Origin of the sequence: Streptomyces marispadix (assembly GCF_022524345.1) — a bacterium.
Lineage (GTDB): Bacteria > Actinomycetota > Actinomycetes > Streptomycetales > Streptomycetaceae > Streptomyces > Streptomyces marispadix.
Genome location: NZ_JAKWJU010000002.1, coordinates 1,207,853 through 1,222,501, shown reverse-complemented (window position 1 = coordinate 1,222,501; position 14,649 = coordinate 1,207,853). Strand labels below are relative to the sequence as shown.

12 protein-coding genes and 1 pseudogene are annotated in these 14,649 nt (G+C 69.4%); 7 read left to right on the top strand and 6 right to left on the bottom strand.

Translation table 11 applies throughout. From position 1 onward, the window contains the following. Positions 1–58: 58 nt before the first annotated feature. Positions 59–955 (bottom strand): GNAT family N-acetyltransferase, encoded by an 897-nt coding sequence (locus MMA15_RS05300; RefSeq protein WP_241057824.1) that lies wholly within the window; start codon positions 953–955, stop codon positions 59–61. 11 nt (positions 956–966) lie between these two features. Next, a pseudogene (locus MMA15_RS05295) lies at positions 967–2,196 on the bottom strand (quinolinate synthase); the annotation flags it as partial. Positions 2,197–2,456: 260 nt separating this feature from the next. On the opposite strand from MMA15_RS05295, the gene MMA15_RS05290 reads away from it, so the two are divergent. Beyond that, positions 2,457–2,810 carry a HesB/IscA family protein gene (locus tag MMA15_RS05290; RefSeq protein WP_241057820.1) on the top strand — a complete coding sequence of 118 codons (354 nt, stop codon included), beginning with the start codon at positions 2,457–2,459 and terminating at the stop codon, positions 2,808–2,810. A 267-nt stretch (positions 2,811–3,077) separates the two neighbouring features. Here the strand turns inward: MMA15_RS05290 and MMA15_RS05285 are convergent, their stop codons facing one another. Continuing rightward, positions 3,078–4,691 carry a hypothetical protein gene (locus MMA15_RS05285; protein WP_241057819.1) on the bottom strand — a complete coding sequence of 538 codons (1,614 nt, stop codon included), beginning with the start codon at positions 4,689–4,691 and terminating at the stop codon, positions 3,078–3,080. A 455-nt stretch (positions 4,692–5,146) separates the two neighbouring features. Further along, positions 5,147–5,383, bottom strand: a complete 237-nt coding sequence (locus MMA15_RS05280) for a hypothetical protein (RefSeq protein WP_241057817.1) — start codon at positions 5,381–5,383, stop codon at positions 5,147–5,149. Between the two features lie 138 nt (positions 5,384–5,521). Here MMA15_RS05280 and MMA15_RS05275 point away from each other — a divergent pair, with 138 nt between their 5' ends. Beyond that, on the top strand, positions 5,522–6,496 hold the full coding sequence (locus MMA15_RS05275) for a carbohydrate kinase family protein (protein ID WP_241057815.1): 975 nt from the start codon (positions 5,522–5,524) through the stop codon (positions 6,494–6,496). A gap of 176 nt (positions 6,497–6,672) precedes the next feature. On the opposite strand, the gene MMA15_RS05270 is transcribed toward MMA15_RS05275, so the two are convergent. Then, positions 6,673–8,169: a cysteine desulfurase/sulfurtransferase TusA family protein gene (locus MMA15_RS05270; RefSeq protein ID WP_241057814.1), complete on the bottom strand. Its 1,497-nt coding sequence runs from the start codon at positions 8,167–8,169 to the stop codon at positions 6,673–6,675. A gap of 400 nt (positions 8,170–8,569) precedes the next feature. Here MMA15_RS05270 and ctaC point away from each other — a divergent pair, with 400 nt between their 5' ends. The 4 genes from ctaC to MMA15_RS05250 all read left to right on the top strand — a co-directional run bounded on the left by ctaC (position 8,570) and on the right by MMA15_RS05250 (position 13,075). Beyond that, a complete protein-coding gene (gene ctaC, locus MMA15_RS05265) occupies positions 8,570–9,565 on the top strand; it encodes an aa3-type cytochrome oxidase subunit II (protein ID WP_372498185.1) in 996 nt (331 codons plus the stop codon). Continuing rightward, the gene (ctaD, locus tag MMA15_RS05260; RefSeq protein ID WP_241057809.1) at positions 9,562–11,295 is read left to right on the top strand and encodes an aa3-type cytochrome oxidase subunit I; all 1,734 of its coding nucleotides are present in this window, start codon (positions 9,562–9,564) and stop codon (positions 11,293–11,295) included. Before ctaC ends, ctaD begins: the two co-directional genes overlap by 4 nt. After that, the gene (locus MMA15_RS05255) at positions 11,292–11,690 is read left to right on the top strand and encodes a cytochrome c oxidase subunit 4 (RefSeq protein ID WP_241057808.1); all 399 of its coding nucleotides are present in this window, start codon (positions 11,292–11,294) and stop codon (positions 11,688–11,690) included. Before ctaD ends, MMA15_RS05255 begins: the two co-directional genes overlap by 4 nt. A 113-nt stretch (positions 11,691–11,803) precedes the next feature. After that, positions 11,804–13,075: a L,D-transpeptidase gene (locus MMA15_RS05250; RefSeq protein ID WP_241057807.1), complete on the top strand. Its 1,272-nt coding sequence runs from the start codon at positions 11,804–11,806 to the stop codon at positions 13,073–13,075. Between the two features lie 223 nt (positions 13,076–13,298). Here the strand turns inward: MMA15_RS05250 and MMA15_RS05245 are convergent, their stop codons facing one another. Continuing rightward, positions 13,299–13,715 carry a hypothetical protein gene (locus MMA15_RS05245; protein WP_241057806.1) on the bottom strand — a complete coding sequence of 139 codons (417 nt, stop codon included), beginning with the start codon at positions 13,713–13,715 and terminating at the stop codon, positions 13,299–13,301. A 312-nt stretch (positions 13,716–14,027) separates the two neighbouring features. On the opposite strand from MMA15_RS05245, the gene ctaE reads away from it, so the two are divergent. Further along, a complete protein-coding gene (gene ctaE / locus MMA15_RS05240; RefSeq protein ID WP_241057805.1) occupies positions 14,028–14,639 on the top strand; it encodes an aa3-type cytochrome oxidase subunit III in 612 nt (203 codons plus the stop codon). Positions 14,640–14,649 lie beyond the last annotated feature (10 nt).

The window sequence follows — 14,649 nt, the reverse complement described above, 5'->3', positions numbered from 1 at the left end:
GACGGCCGTCCGGCCGGAACTCACGCCCCGCCGTTCGCCCCCGTACCGGCCGCCCGCCTCAAAGGAATCCCGCCGACGGGATGTACGGCGACGGCGGCCGCATCCCGCGAAGGCAGAGATAGCCGCCTGTGCTCAACTCCAGCCCGGCCGCCAGCCCGACGTCCACCGCCCACTGCTGCTCGGCGGTCACGTCGCGCAGCGACGCCCGGCCACCCTCGGGAAGGCTCAGCAGCGCGGCCGTCAGCAGCCGGGTCGCCAGACGGCGGGAGGTGGCGGCGAGCAGTTCGACCCGGCCGTCCTCGCGGAGATAGCAGTAGCCGCTGCCCGTGAACTCGTCGACGACGAACAGACGGTGATGGCGCAGCATGAACGTGTGGTCGACCCCGTGGGCGCCGCCCCGCAGCCGCCGGTCGACGGAGTCCATCATGTCCCGCTGGGCGGCCGAGCCCACCACTACCGGACCGTCGGGCGCCGCGAGCCGCCCCGGGTCCACCGAGCCGTCCAGCCGCATCACCGGATGCACGTCGAACCCCGCCTTGCGGTACGCACGTGCCGCGACCGGATGCGGCGAGCAGCACACGATGCCCCGCAGACAGGCCCGGCCGTACTGGACGGTGCGTCCCAGCAGCGCCGTGCCGACGCCCTTGCCCTGCGCCTCGGGGAGTACGGCCAGCAGCGCGAGCCCCCAGGTGCCCTCCCGCACCAGCGACTGGGCGGCGCCGACGGGGCGACCGCCGGTGTCGGTGGCGATCCAGCCGCCGCCCGGGTCCGTACGGGCCAGGTGGCGGACCCGCTCCCGGCTTCGCGCGGGCTGCCCCGGAGCGGGCCTCACGGCGGGCGGATTCATCACGGTCGCGGTGCCGGGGTTCGACTCGAAGACGGCGAAGGACGCCTCGGCCAGCCGCCGTACGGCCTCGGCGTCCTCCTCCGTGTCCCGGACAGGTCGCAGCAGCATCGGGCCGCAGATTACGGCAGCGCCAGCATCCTCTCCAGGGCGAGCTTGGCGAACTTCTCGGTCTCCGCGTCGACTTCGATCCGGTTGACCACCTTGCCGTCCACCAGGGACTCCAGCGCCCAGACCAGATGCGGCAGATCGATGCGGTTCATCGTCGAGCAGAAGCAGACCGTACGGTCGAGGAACACGACTTCCTTGTCCTCGTCGGCGAAGCGATTCGCCAGGCGCCGCACCAGGTTGAGTTCGGTGCCGATCGCCCATTTCGAACCGGGCGGCGCGGCCTCGAGCGCCTTGATGATGTGCTCCGTCGAACCGACGTGGTCGGCCGCGGCGACCACTTCGTGCTTGCACTCCGGGTGCACCAGCACGTTGACGCCCGGGATGCGCTCGCGGACGTCGCGCACCGAGTCCAGCGAGAAGCGCCCGTGCACCGAGCAGTGCCCTCGCCAGAGGATCATCTTCGCGTCGCGGAGCTGCTGTGCGGTCAGCCCGCCGTCCGGCTTGTGCGGGTTGTAGACGACGCAGTCGTCCAGGCTCATGCCCAACTCCCGCACGGCGGTGTTGCGTCCGAGGTGCTGGTCCGGCAGGAAGAGCACCTTGCTCTCCAGTCCGCTGCCGTCCCGCTCGCCGCTCGCGCCGCTCTCCCGCTCCCCGCCGCGCCGCTCGTCGCCCTGCGCGAACGCCCACTCCAGGGCCCGCCGGGCGTTGGACGAGGTGCATATCGTGCCGCCGTGCCTGCCGGTGAACGCCTTGATGTCGGCGGAGGAGTTCATATACGAGACCGGCACCGTCACATCCGCGACTCCGGCCTCGGTGAGTACGTCCCAGCACTCGGCGACCTGCTCGGCGGTGGCCATGTCGGCCATGGAGCAGCCCGCCGCCAGGTCGGGCAGCACGACCTTCTGCCGCTGCGAGGTGAGGATGTCGGCGGACTCGGCCATGAAGTGCACGCCGCAGAAGACGATGTACTCCGCCTCGGGCCTGGCCGCCGCGTCACGCGCCAGCTTGAAGGAGTCCCCGGTGACGTCGGCGAATTCGATGACCTCGTCGCGCTGGTAGTGGTGGCCGAGTACGAAGACACGGTCGCCGAGTGCGGCCTTCGCGGCGCGTGCTCGCTCGACCAGATCCGGGTCCGAGGGAGCGGGAAGGTCTCCGGGGCATTCGACCCCGCGCTCGCTCTTCGGGTCGGACTCGCGGCCGAGGAGCAGCAGCGCCAGCGGAGTCGGCTGTACGTCCAGTGGGGCGGTCACTGCACCCACCCTCCCTTTCTCCATCGCCGCAAGCGGCTTTTCGTCTAACTGACGCTATTAATCATAACCGCTTCACGTCACTTTGACGATGGCGTTCGCGTCGATGTGACGCATTCCCAGTCGCTCGCGGCGTGTGGGAGCATGAGTCGGGAGAACGACGTAGAAAAGAACGTGTCCCCCTGGAATGAATCCGGGACGCCGCCGGTTGCAGTCGGCGGCAGAGGAGTCCGAACAACCCGGGAGAGAAGCAGATGTCCGTATCGGACGACACCGCTGTGAGCGAGGGCATCATCCTGTCCGACGCCGCCGCGGCGAAGGTCAAGAGCCTGCTCGAGCAGGAGGGCCGTGACGACCTGGCGCTTCGGGTCGCCGTCCAGCCCGGTGGCTGTTCCGGCCTTCGGTACCAGCTCTTCTTCGACGAGCGCTCGCTCGACGGCGACGTGGTCAAGGACTTCGACGGTGTGAAGGTCGTCACCGACCGCATGAGCGCGCCCTACCTGGGCGGTGCCTCGATCGACTTCGTCGACACCATCGAGAAGCAGGGCTTCACCATCGACAATCCGAACGCGACGGGCTCCTGCGCCTGCGGCGACTCGTTCAACTGAGCGCCCCTGCGGCTGAGTTGCCCACGGACTGAGCGCTGAGCGGCCCTAGCGGGCATTCGCCGAGCCGTCCGACGGCGGCGGCGAAAGCCGGGCCGGCTGAAGAAGACGAAGGCGGCGGACTCCCCCCACCAGGGGTCCGCCGCCTTCGTCGTTCCCGCCCCCGTGCTCCTCAGGTCCGTCGTATCGGCCCGTACGGTTCATGTCTTATGCGAGTCGGTCACTTCTTCCGTGTCGCTCTAGCGACATGTCTACCCAGTGTTCGCCGGTTCACTTGTGCGGAAGAGCATCTCCGTCCGTGGCGTCCACCACTTTCCGGCCGCCCAGCGCCTTGTCCAGCTCGATCTCGACGGTGCGCCGCTTGGCCATCTTCACGCACACCTTCTTCGCGTCCGTCTCCTTCGGCCGTACGGTCACCTTCACCGTCTTCCCGGACTCGTCCGCGCTCGCCTCGTAACCGCCGCAGACGCCTCCCCAGAAGGTGATCCTCAGGGTGCGGCCGTCTGCCTCGTAGGAGTCGGCGGCCTGTACGGGCCCCGAGCCCGGCTCCTCCGCCTGCCCGGAACTCGAGTCCGGGCCTGAGCCCGGCTGCGAGCCGGAGCCCGCGCCGGGTCCCGACCCCGGAGCGGAACCCCCGCCGGGCCGCGCGGGCCCCGACGGCTTCAAGTAGGCCGGTTCGACGGCCGGATGGGCCACCTTCGCCGTGTGGTCGCCGCCGAGCAGCACCTCATAGGTCCACAAAGGTACGAGCACGGGCCTGCCCTTGGAGTACCGCGTCACCAGGCCGAACTCCGCGTCCGTCACCTTCAGCGCCTTGCGCGGTGCGACCTTCCCGGGGCCGTCCATGCCGGGGCCCTTCTGCTCGGGCTGGTCCTTGCCGTGGCCCTTCCCGGGGTGGTCCTCGCCCTTCGCCGGGCCGTTCGCCGGACTGTTCGCAGGGCTGTCGTAGAGCTGCGGCTCACGGCCGGTGGCCGCACCCGGAGCCGTCGCGCCCTGCTTGTTGAGGTGCTTGAGCGTCTCCTCGGCCGACATCACCGGATAGGAGGGGCCCCGCCGCAGCTCGCCCAGATTGCCGTGGCCGCGTACGACCTTGCCGTCCTTGTCTACGGTGAAGGTGCTGTTCCAGTCCCTCGCCGTCATGCCGCCGATCTCGGGCGTAGCGGTCACCATCCGCAGCGAGCCGGTGGTCACCTCGGCGTCGAGCTGTGCGTCGTCGAGCTTCAGCGTCTTCAGCAGCGGCCTTACCGCGCTCTTCGCCTTCTTCTCCGACACCGGGTCGCCCTTGCCGGAACCGGGCATCGCCGGGCACGGCTCCGGGGCGCCCTCGCCGCCGGGGCCCTTCCCAGGCGGTGCGAAACCGCTGTCGGGCACCGTCGGCAGCGGTGTGCCGCAGCGCATGACGGGCTGGTCGTCTCCGGAGTTGTACGTCCAGTTCCCGGCCATGCGGTCACGGTTCACGGTGAGGGACGTACCGCCGGGCGACTTCTCGCCGTCGCCCACGACCCAGCGGTCGTGCTTCTGCTCCGGCTTCCCCGCCACGCCCAGCGCTTCGGCGAGCGCCGAGACGGAGGCCCGTTCGACGGTTGCGGGGCGGTAGACGGCGGCGGCGTCCGGGCCCTCGGGCAGCTCGCCGTTCGCGCGGTAGACCTGCGGATGCGGTTCGCCCGGGGCGATTCCCGGCCTGCCGCCGTCCTCGCCGCTCCGCCCGGCTGCCGCGAGGCCGTCGAGGGCGAGTGCGGGCGGCTCGGAGGCGCTCTCCGGCCCGCCGGAGCTGCCCGCGGTCGACGCCCACCATGCGCCACCGCCGCCGGACGCCAGTACGGCCACAGCCACCGCTACGACGGACAGCCGGTGCCTGCGGCGCCGAACGGGCACTTCGCCCACGGAATCCACGGAATCCACGGAACCCGCGGGGCGCGCGGAGCCCTCCGGACCCGTTGATTCCGCTGAACCCGCGGAAAGGCTCTCCCCGCGCCCGGGGGACGGTTCGGTGCTCACGGCATTGCTCCTTCGGATCCGCCCACCGCGTCTCCTGCCGCTCCTGCCTGCGGCAGCGCGATGGACACATCTGTGACGGAGCCGGAGCCCGCGAGGTTCCCGGGAGCGGGATTCGAATTCACGGACCGGGGCCCGTGCCGCGCAGCTCCCGGAAGGTCCCGCCGGGCCCCGGGGACGACGTGACGGGCCGGCGCGTGGGCGCGAACTCCCGCTCCACGCCCGCGAGTCCACCGGTCCGCAGCGCCGACGGCCCCCGACTCGCAGGCGCCGCAGGCCCGTACGCCCCTGGAACTCCTCAACAGGCGCCGCCCGTAAGGTCATCCGTCCCGTACCCCGCGGGGTCACCAGTCCCCGTACTCGGACATCCCTTCCAGCAGCCGTGCCGACGCGGCCGGAACCCGCACCCCGTGCAGCGCCTCGTACGAAGCCGGGGAAATCACCGTCCGGGCGCCCTCGTCGGCGGCGGGAACGGGCTCGCACCCGGTGACCGTCCAGTGCGGCGCCATGCGCGCGCAGTCGCCCAGCAACTGCTCCATGGACTCGGGTTCCGCGGCCGTCCGCCGCGCGGTGTTCAGCATGGGACTGACGCTACGCAGCAGGTGAGGCGCCTGGAAGGCCCTACTATCAGGTAGTTACGTCCTGTTCGGTTAAGCGGGGGAAGCAGGTAGCGTGATGGTGCCATCCGACAGCGTCCTCCGACAGGAGCAGATTTCGCCGTGCGTATCGCAGTCACCGGCTCCATCGCGAACGACCACCTGATGACGTTCCCTGGCCGGTTCTCCGACCAGCTTGTCGCCGATCAGTTGCACACCGTCTCGCTCTCCTTCCTCGTCGACTCGCTTGAGATCAGGCGTGGCGGAGTGGGCGCCAACATCGCCTTCGGCATGGGGCAGTTGGGAGCGAACCCGATCCTGGTCGGCGCCGCGGGCGAGGACTTCGAGGAGTACCGGGCCTGGCTCGACAGGCACGGAGTGGACACCGAGTCCGTCCACATCTCGGAGCTGCGGCACACCGCCCGCTTCGTCTGCACCACCGACGAGGCACACAACCAGATCGGCTCCTTCTACACGGGCGCCATGAGCGAGGCCCGCCAGATCGAGCTCCAGACCGTCGCGGAGCGCGTCGGCGGTCTCGACCTCGTCTGCATCAGCGCCGACGACCCCGAGGCGATGACCCGGCACACCGAGGAGTGCCGCAAGCGCGGCATCCCCTTCGCCGCGGACTTCTCGCAGCAGATCGCGCGCATGGAGGGCGAGGACATCCGCACCCTCATGGAGGGCGCCACCTACCTCTTCTCCAACGAGTACGAGAAGGAGCTCATCGAGACCAAGACCGGCTGGAGCGACAAGGAGATACTCGCCAAGGTCGGCACCCGCGTCGTCACGCTCGGCGCGAAGGGCGTCCGTATCGAACGCGAGGGCCAGGAGCCCATCGTGGTCGGCGTGCCCAAGGAAGAGGCCAAGGCCGACCCGACCGGCGTCGGCGACGCCTTCCGTGCGGGCTTCCTCTCCGGCCTCGCCTGGGGTGTGAGCATGGAGCGCGCCGCTCAGGTCGGCTGCATGCTGGCCACCCTCGTCATCGAGACGGTGGGGACGCAGGAGTACGAGCTGCGGCGCGCCCACTTCATGGAGCGCTTCACCGGGCAGTACGGCGAGGAGGCGGCGGCGGAAGTCGCCGCGCATCTCAACTGACCCGCGTCGGCGCAGTGTCGACGCCGGCGTACTGACGTACCGACGTATCTCTGTCACAGCGCTGACGTGCCGCTGAGGTACTGCTGACGTACCGACGTGATCCGGACCCCGGCTTCCGGGGCCCTGACGGGCGGGGCGGCTGATGGCCGCCCCGCCCATCGCGTCGCAGGGCAGGGTCAGTTGAGGCGGCGGATTCTGAACTCGACGCCGTCGGCGCCCAGATACTCCTGCCCGCGCATCTCGCACCAGGCGGGGATGTCGGCACGGGCGGCCTCGTCGTCCGCGAGGACCGTGACCACGCCGCCCACCGGTACGTCGCCGATCACCTTGGCCAGTTCGATCACCGGCAGCGGGCAGAGCGAGCCGAGCGCGTCCACGGTCACGGAGGGCCCGCCGGAAGCGCCATGCTGCGGTTCCGCTTCCGTTTCCGGCTTCGACTCCGCTTCGGCCGCCGCCTCCGGTTCTCCTCCGGCCGCCGCCTCCGGTTCTCCTTCGGCATCCGCCTCCGGCTTCGCTCGCGTACCGTCCCGCCCGCCTGGCGCGGCCAGCCGTCCCCGCACCTCCCGTACGGCCTCCGGCAGGACCTCCAGGAAGCGCTCCACGTCCTCCTCGGCCGAATCCGCGGACCCCGGTGGCAGCGACAGACGCACGTTGCCCTCGGAGAGCACGCCCATCGCGCGCAGCACATGGCTCGGCGTCAGAGTGCTGGACGTGCACGACGAGCCGGAGGAGACGGAGAACCCGTGCCGGTCCAGCGCGTGCAGCAGCGCCTCCCCGTCCACGTAGAGGCACGAGAAGGTGACGAGGTTCGGCAGGCGCCGCACCGGATCGCCCACGACCTCGACGTCCGGGACCGATTCCGGAACCCGCGCCCGCACCCGGTCCACCAGGGCCCGCAGTCGAGCCGCCGACGCGTCCGCCTCGGCCCGTACGGCACGCAGCGAAGCCGCCGCCGCGACGATCGCCGGGATGTTCTCGAACCCGGCCGCACGCCCGGACTCCCGCTCGTCCGTGGGTGCGACAGGCGCGAAACGCACGCCCTTTCTCACGGCCAGCAGCCCCACCCCGGGCGGCCCGCCCCATTTGTGCGCGCTGGCCGCCAGCAGCGACCAGCCCTCGCCGGTACGCCCCCAGGCCAGCGACTGCGCCGCGTCGACGAGCAGCGGAACCCCGGCCTCCGCGCACGCCGCCGCCACCTCCGTGACGGGCTGCTCCGTACCCACCTCGTGGTTGGCGGACTGGAGACAGGCCAGCGCGGTGTCCTCGCCCAGCGCGGCACGGAATTCCGCCGCCGGAACCCGGCCCGTACGGTCGACGGGAACCTGCGCCACGATGCCGCCCGCGGCCTCGTGAGCGGCGGCGGCATGCAGTACGGCCGAGTGCTCGACGGCGGAGACCACCAGCCTGCGGCCCGTACGGCGGCGACCAGCGAGCGCCCCCGCGATCCCGGTGTGCAGAGCACTGGTACCCGATGGGGTGAAGACCAGTTCGTCCGGGCGGCATCCGACCGCCTGGGAGGCCGTCTCACGGGCCGCGTCGAGCAGCATCCGCGCCCGCCGTCCCTCGCGGTGCAGACGCCCGGGGTCCGCCCACCCCTCGTCCAGCGCGGCGATCAGCGCCTCACGGGCGACGGGGTGCAGCGGTACGGAGGAAGCGGCGTCGAAGTAGGGCACACATGAACGCTAACGCGCCGCCGGCGGGCCGCCCCTGCGCTACGGAGGGGCCGCCGCCGCGCTTTGGAAGGGCCGCCCGCACCGCTCGCGTCGGGCGTCCGCTCCACTGCCGACGGCTCCGCGTCCCGTGCCCAACCGGCCGCCGCAGCGCCCCCGCTGACCGCCCGCGCGGGTCCTCGCTACGTACCGGCACGGGCGTCCTACGGTCCCGACGAGCCGCCGCAAGGCCCCTGTTAGGGGGTGCACGGCGCGTTGGGGACCCTCCCCGCGAGGCCCTCAGAACGGTCCAGTAAGGTTTGCCCCGCATAAACATCCAAACCCCTGCCCGCGCCTGGGCCCGCGCCCGACCAGCAGAACGGCCGAGCTCGATGGGCGGGCGAGACTCTCGGGAAGGCGCTACGTGAGTCCCAACGGCTCCGACCTCCCCCACCGCCCGCGGGGCGTGGGCGGTACCCCCATGTCGAGGCGCCCGATGCGGCGGAAGCTGCACCAGGCGTTCGCCGCGGGCCTGGTCCTGGCGACCGCCACCGGTTGCACATACAAGGACTTCCCCCGCCTCGGAATGCCCACGCCGGTCACGGACGAGGCTCCCCGGATCCTCTCCCTGTGGCAGGGCTCGTGGGCGGCGGCCCTCGCGGTAGGCGTGATCGTCTGGGGACTGATCCTGTGGAGCGTCGTCTTCCACCGGCGTTCCAGGACCAAGGTCGAGGTCCCGCCGCAGACCCGGTACAACATGCCCATCGAGGCCCTGTACACGGTGGTTCCGATCATCATCGTCGCGGTGCTCTTCTACTTCACCGCCCGCGACGAGACCAAGCTCCTCGCGACGACGAAGAAGCCGCAGCACGTCGTCAACGTGGTGGGCTTCCAGTGGAGCTGGGGCTTCAACTACATCGAGGACGTGGACGGCAAGTCCGCCACCACCAACACCGGTGACAAGGAACTCTCCGCCATCCCGGACCGGATGAGGACGAGCTTCCCCAAGGGCGCCGACGGCGTCTACACCGTGGGGACCCCCTCGGAGCGCAATCCGCAGAACGGCAATCCGGGCCCCACGCTCTGGCTGCCGAAGGGCGAGAAGGTGCAGTTCATCCTCACCTCCCGCGACGTCATCCACTCGTTCTGGCCGGTGCCGTTCCTGATGAAGCAGGACGTGCTCCCCGGCCACGTCAACCGATTCGAGGTGACTCCCACCAAGGAGGGCACCTACATGGGCAAGTGCGCCGAGCTCTGCGGCGTCGACCATGCCCGGATGCTCTTCAACGTGAAGGTCGTTTCGCCCGAGCGCTACCAGAAGCATCTGAAGGACCTGGCCGAGAAGGGCCAGACCGGCTACATCCCGTCGGGCACCGCCACCACCGGCGACGCCAGGAATGCGGAGACGAATAACCCGTGAGCATCCTCAACGAATCCAAGGGTGCCGCCGCGACTGCCGAGGCGTCAGCACCGCCCGTAAGGCAGAAGACGCCCGGCGCCATGGTGGTCGACTGGGCCACCACGACCGACCACAAGAAGATCGGGACGCTGTACTTCGTCACGTCCTTCGCCTTCTTCCTGCTCGGCGGCGTGATGGCGCTCTTCATGCGTGCCGAACTCGCACGGCCCGGCATCCAGGTCATGTCGAGCGAGCAGTTCAACCAGGCGTTCACCATGCACGGCACGATCATGCTGCTGATGTTCGCCACCCCGCTGTTCGCAGGCTTCGCGAACTGGATCATGCCGCTCCAGATCGGATCGCCCGACGTGGCCTTCCCGCGGCTGAACATGCTGGCGTACTGGCTGTACCTCTTCGGTTCGCTCATCGCGGTCGGCGGCTTCCTCACGCCGTCGGGCGCCGCGGACTTCGGCTGGTTCGCCTACTCGCCGCTCTCGGACGCGGTCCGCTCGCCGGGCATCGGTGCCGACCTGTGGATCATGGGCCTGGCGCTCTCCGGCTTCGGCACCATCCTCGGGTCGGTCAACTTCATCACCACCATCATCTGCATGCGCGCACCGGGCATGACGATGTTCCGGATGCCGATCTTCACCTGGAACGTGCTGCTCACCGGTGTGCTGGTGCTGCTGGCCTTCCCGGTGCTCGCCGCCGCGCTCTTCGCGCTGGAGGCCGACCGCAAGTTCGGGGCGCATGTCTTCGACGCGGCCAACGGCGGTGCGTTGCTATGGCAGCACCTCTTCTGGTTCTTCGGCCATCCGGAGGTCTACATCATCGCGTTGCCGTTCTTCGGCATCATCTCCGAGGTCGTACCGGTCTTCAGCCGCAAGCCGATGTTCGGCTACATCAGCCTCATCGGCGCCACCATCGCCATCGCCGGCCTCTCGGTGACGGTCTGGGCGCACCACATGTACGTCACGGGCGGGGTGCTGCTGCCCTTCTTCGCTTTCATGACGTTCCTGATCGCCGTGCCGACGGGCGTGAAGTTCTTCAACTGGATCGGCACGATGTGGAAGGGCTCGCTGTCCTTCGAGACGCCGATGCTGTGGTCGATCGGCTTCCTGGTCACCTTCCTCTTCGGCGGTCTGACCGGCGTCATCCTGGCCTCGCCCCCGATGGACTTCCACGTGTCCGACACCTACTTCGTCGTGGCGCACTTCCACTACGTGGTGTTCGGCACGGTCGTGTTCGCGATGTTCGCCGGCTTCCACTTCTGGTGGCCGAAGTTCACCGGGAAGATCCTCGACGAGCGCCTCGGCAAGATCACCTTCTGGACGCTGTTCACCGGCTTCCACGGCACCTTCCTCGTCCAGCACTGGCTGGGCGCCGAGGGCATGCCCCGCCGGTACGCCGACTATCTGGCCGCCGACGGCTTCACGGCGCTCAACACCGTCTCGACGATCAGCTCGTTCGTACTGGGCCTGTCCGTACTGCCGTTCCTCTACAACGTCTGGAAGACGGCCAAGTACGGCAAGAAGGTCGAGACCGACGACCCCTGGGGCTACGGCCGCTCCCTTGAATGGGCGACGACCTGCCCGCCCCCGCGGCACAACTTCCTCCAGCTCCCACGCATCCGTTCCGAGTCCCCGGCCTTCGATCTGCACTACCCGGAGGTCGCGGCACTCGACCAGCTCGGAGAGCAGCAGGCCGCGGGCGGCAAGACGCTCGTCGGCAGCAAGGAGGAGTCGAAGTGAAGGTCCAGGGCAAGATGTTCCTCGGCCTGGCGGTCTTCCTGCTCGCCACGGCGATCGTCTACGGCGCCTGGTCGAAGGAGCCGGTGGGCACGACGGGACTGTTCCTCGCGTTCGGTCTCGCGGTGATGATCGGCTACTACCTGGCCTTCACCGCCCGCCGTGTGGACGCGGGAGCGCAGGACAACAAGGAAGCCGAGGTAGCGGACGACGCCGGCGAGGTCGGGTTCTTCAGCCCGCACAGCTGGCAGCCGCTCGCTCTCGGGCTGGGCGCCGCGTTCGGCTTCCTGGGCGTGGCCTTCGGATGGTGGCTGGTGTTCATCTCGGCGCCGCTGCTCTTCGTCGGCCTCTTCGGCTGGGTCTTCGAGTACTACCACGGCGAGAATCGCACCCAGTAAGGCTCCAGGCAGAGCCAGTCGGCAAACAGGCCGGCCCCCGGTGATCACCGGGGGCCGACCCGTTTGCCTGCGCCCAACAGGCCCTAAACGGTGTCAGTTCCTACCTTGGGCCTATGAATCACTCTTCGAACAGGACGAAGCGCCGCATCTCAGTCGGCTGTGCCCTCACCCTCGCGCCCCTCGCCGTCGGACTGACCTCGTGCAGCGTCGGCAGCGGCGGGAATCCCCTGGCGGGAGCCCCGTACGACGCGAGCAACCAGATATCCGTCAGCGCGGGCGAGGAAGGGGCCGTCGTCGACCCCTCCGACCCGCTCGAAGTGACCGCCACCGGTGACGAGGGGCGAATAGCCGACGTCACCGCCGTCGACACCGCAGGACGCTTCCTCAGCGGCAAGCTCTCCGAGGACGGCACCCGCTGGCGGAGCACCACGCCGCTCGCGGCCGGCGTGCGCTACACCGTCCGCATCAGCACCGAGAACGGCTCCGGCGAGCAGGGGCGCCGGACGCTCAACTTCCAGACCAAGCCCGCACACGCCAAGAGACTCGGCGTCACCTTCGGACCCGACAGCGGCACCTACGGAGTGGGCCAGCCGATCACCGCCGAGTTGAGCCACAAGGTCAAGAGCGCGAAGCAGCGCAAGCTCGTCGAGGGCGCGCTCATCGTGAAGTCCTCGCCCCACGTGGAGGGTTCCTGGCACTGGGTGGACAGCAAGGAACTGCACTACCGCCCGAAGGAGTACTGGCCCGCCCACTCCACCGTGTCGGTCCGCTCCCGTATGAAGGGCCTGAAGATCCGCGAAGGGCTCTATGGGGACAAGTCCAAGCCCGTCAAGCTGAGGACCGGCGACCGGGTGGAGGCGCTCGCGGACGCGTCCGGCCTGTCGATGAAGTTCAGCAAGAACGGCAAGGTCATCAAGGAGATGCCGATCACCACGGGCAAGGCGGGCTTCGAGACCCGCAACGGCACCAAGGTGATCCTCGGCCGCGAGTCGTTCGTACGGATGCGCAGCGGCAGCGTCGGCATCGGCGGCGGCGAGTCCTACGACCTGGGAGTCCACTGGGCGTCGCGGCTCACCTGGAGCGGCGAGTACGTGCACGCCGCCCCCTGGTCCTCCGGTTCGCACGGGGTGTCCAACAGCAGCCACGGCTGCACGGGCATGAGCACCGAGAACGCCCAGTGGTTCTTCGAGCACGTGCGTCCCGGCGTCCCCGTGAAGTACGTCAACTCCGACGGCGACACCATGGCGCCCTTCGGCAACGGGTTCGGCGACTGGAACCTGTCGTGGAAGAAGTGGAAGCACGGCAGTGCGCTGCTGAGAGGCGGCCAGGAACAGGGCGCCGCAGGCTCCGCGACCGGTGTGAGCAGGCTCCAGCCGCAGGTCTGACGCGTCAGGATCGGCACCCGCACACAAAGCCCCGGCACAACACGACCCCCACAGCACGACCCCCACAGCACGACCCGGACAGCAGAACCGACACGAACGGGCCCGCACACCGGACGTACCGGTGGGCGGGCCCGTCGCCGTGCTGAGCCGGAGCGCTGAGCCGCCGCGGTGAGTCGGAGCGGCTGTGCCGAGCTTCGCCGCCTCGTGCGAGCGCGGCTACGGATCAGAGGGGCTGCACCTGGGCCTCGGACCCGTCCTTCTCCCTGAGCAGCCCGGCCAGCTCGCCCGCGAGGGCCACCGGGTCGATGGGGTGCGAGACGGCGGCCTCCGCGCGGCTCCAGGACGCCAGCCAGGCGTCCTGCGGGCGGCCGATGAGCAGCAGCACCGGCGGGCAGTCGAAGATCTCGTCCTTGATCTGACGGCATACGCCCATGCCGCCCGCGGGCGCCGTCTCACCGTCCAGCACGCACACGTCGATGCGGTGCTTCTCCAGCGTGGAGAGAACGGCGGGCAGGGTCGCGCACTCCACGTACTCGACGGGGGGCACATCGGCGGCGGGACGGCGGCCGGCGGCGAGCCGCACCTGCTCGCGGGTGTCGGCGTTGTCGCTGTAGACCAGCACCGTGGCGGTCGGCTGCATCGTTCCTCCGCTGGACGTCTCGCACGTGATCACGTAACGGCAGGTGGCCGTAGCGCGGATGTTACTCCCTCGCCCTTCTCGTCAACACAGCGGAGTACGCCCGCAGAAGTGGGGCGGAAGACCTGCCGGAGAACCGCGAAAGAGACCCCGCGCAGGACCCTGCGGAAGACCGCGCGTGAGGCCCGCCGGGAGACCGGCAGAAGATGGGGGAAGGCCCGCGGCAGAGGCCTGTTAGAGCTGGACACACGTGCCGGACACACCGAACGGCACCCCGCCAGCAGGGGCCGTACGAGCGACCGACATAATGTCGGCGTGGCGACAGCAACAGCAGTAGAAACCGGGCACGCGCACCCGTCGGTCAACAGGCCGAACCTCACCAGCGTCGGAACCATCATCTGGCTGAGTTCCGAGCTGATGTTCTTCGCGGCCCTCTTCGCGATGTACTTCACCTTGCGGTCCGTGACGGGTGCGGACTTCTGGAAGGAACACGCCGACGCGCTGAACGTGCCTTTCTCGGCGGCGAACACCACGATCCTGGTGCTCTCCTCGCTCACCTGCCAGCTCGGTGTGTTCGCGGCCGAACGCGGTGACGTGAAGAAGCTCCGGGGCTGGTTCATCATCACGTTCGTCATGGGCGCGATCTTCATCGGCGGCCAGATCTTCGAGTACACGGAGCTGGTGGAGAAGGACGGAATCTCGCTGTCCTCGGATCCCTACGGATCGGTGTTCTACCTGACCACCGGCTTCCACGGGATGCACGTCACGGGCGGTCTGATCGCGTTCCTGCTCCTGCTCGGCAGGACGTACGCGGCCAAGCGCTTCACCCATCAGCAGGCCACTGCGGCCATCGTCGTGTCCTACTACTGGCACTTCGTCGATGTCGTCTGGATCGGCCTCTTCGCCACGATCTACCTGATCAAGTAGCTGATCGGGC

Excerpts from the sequence above, each read along its gene's own strand:
- MMA15_RS05300 (WP_241057824.1), bottom strand. The coding sequence starts at position 955 with ATGCTGCTGCGACCTGTCCGGGACACGGAGGAGGACGCCGAGGCCGTA.
- MMA15_RS05290 (WP_241057820.1), top strand. The coding sequence starts at position 2,457 with ATGTCCGTATCGGACGACACCGCTGTGAGCGAGGGCATCATCCTGTCC.
- MMA15_RS05280 (WP_241057817.1), bottom strand. The coding sequence starts at position 5,383 with ATGCTGAACACCGCGCGGCGGACGGCCGCGGAACCCGAGTCCATGGAG.
- MMA15_RS05250 (WP_241057807.1), top strand. The coding sequence starts at position 11,804 with ATGAATCACTCTTCGAACAGGACGAAGCGCCGCATCTCAGTCGGCTGT.
- MMA15_RS05245 (WP_241057806.1), bottom strand. The coding sequence starts at position 13,715 with ATGCAGCCGACCGCCACGGTGCTGGTCTACAGCGACAACGCCGACACC.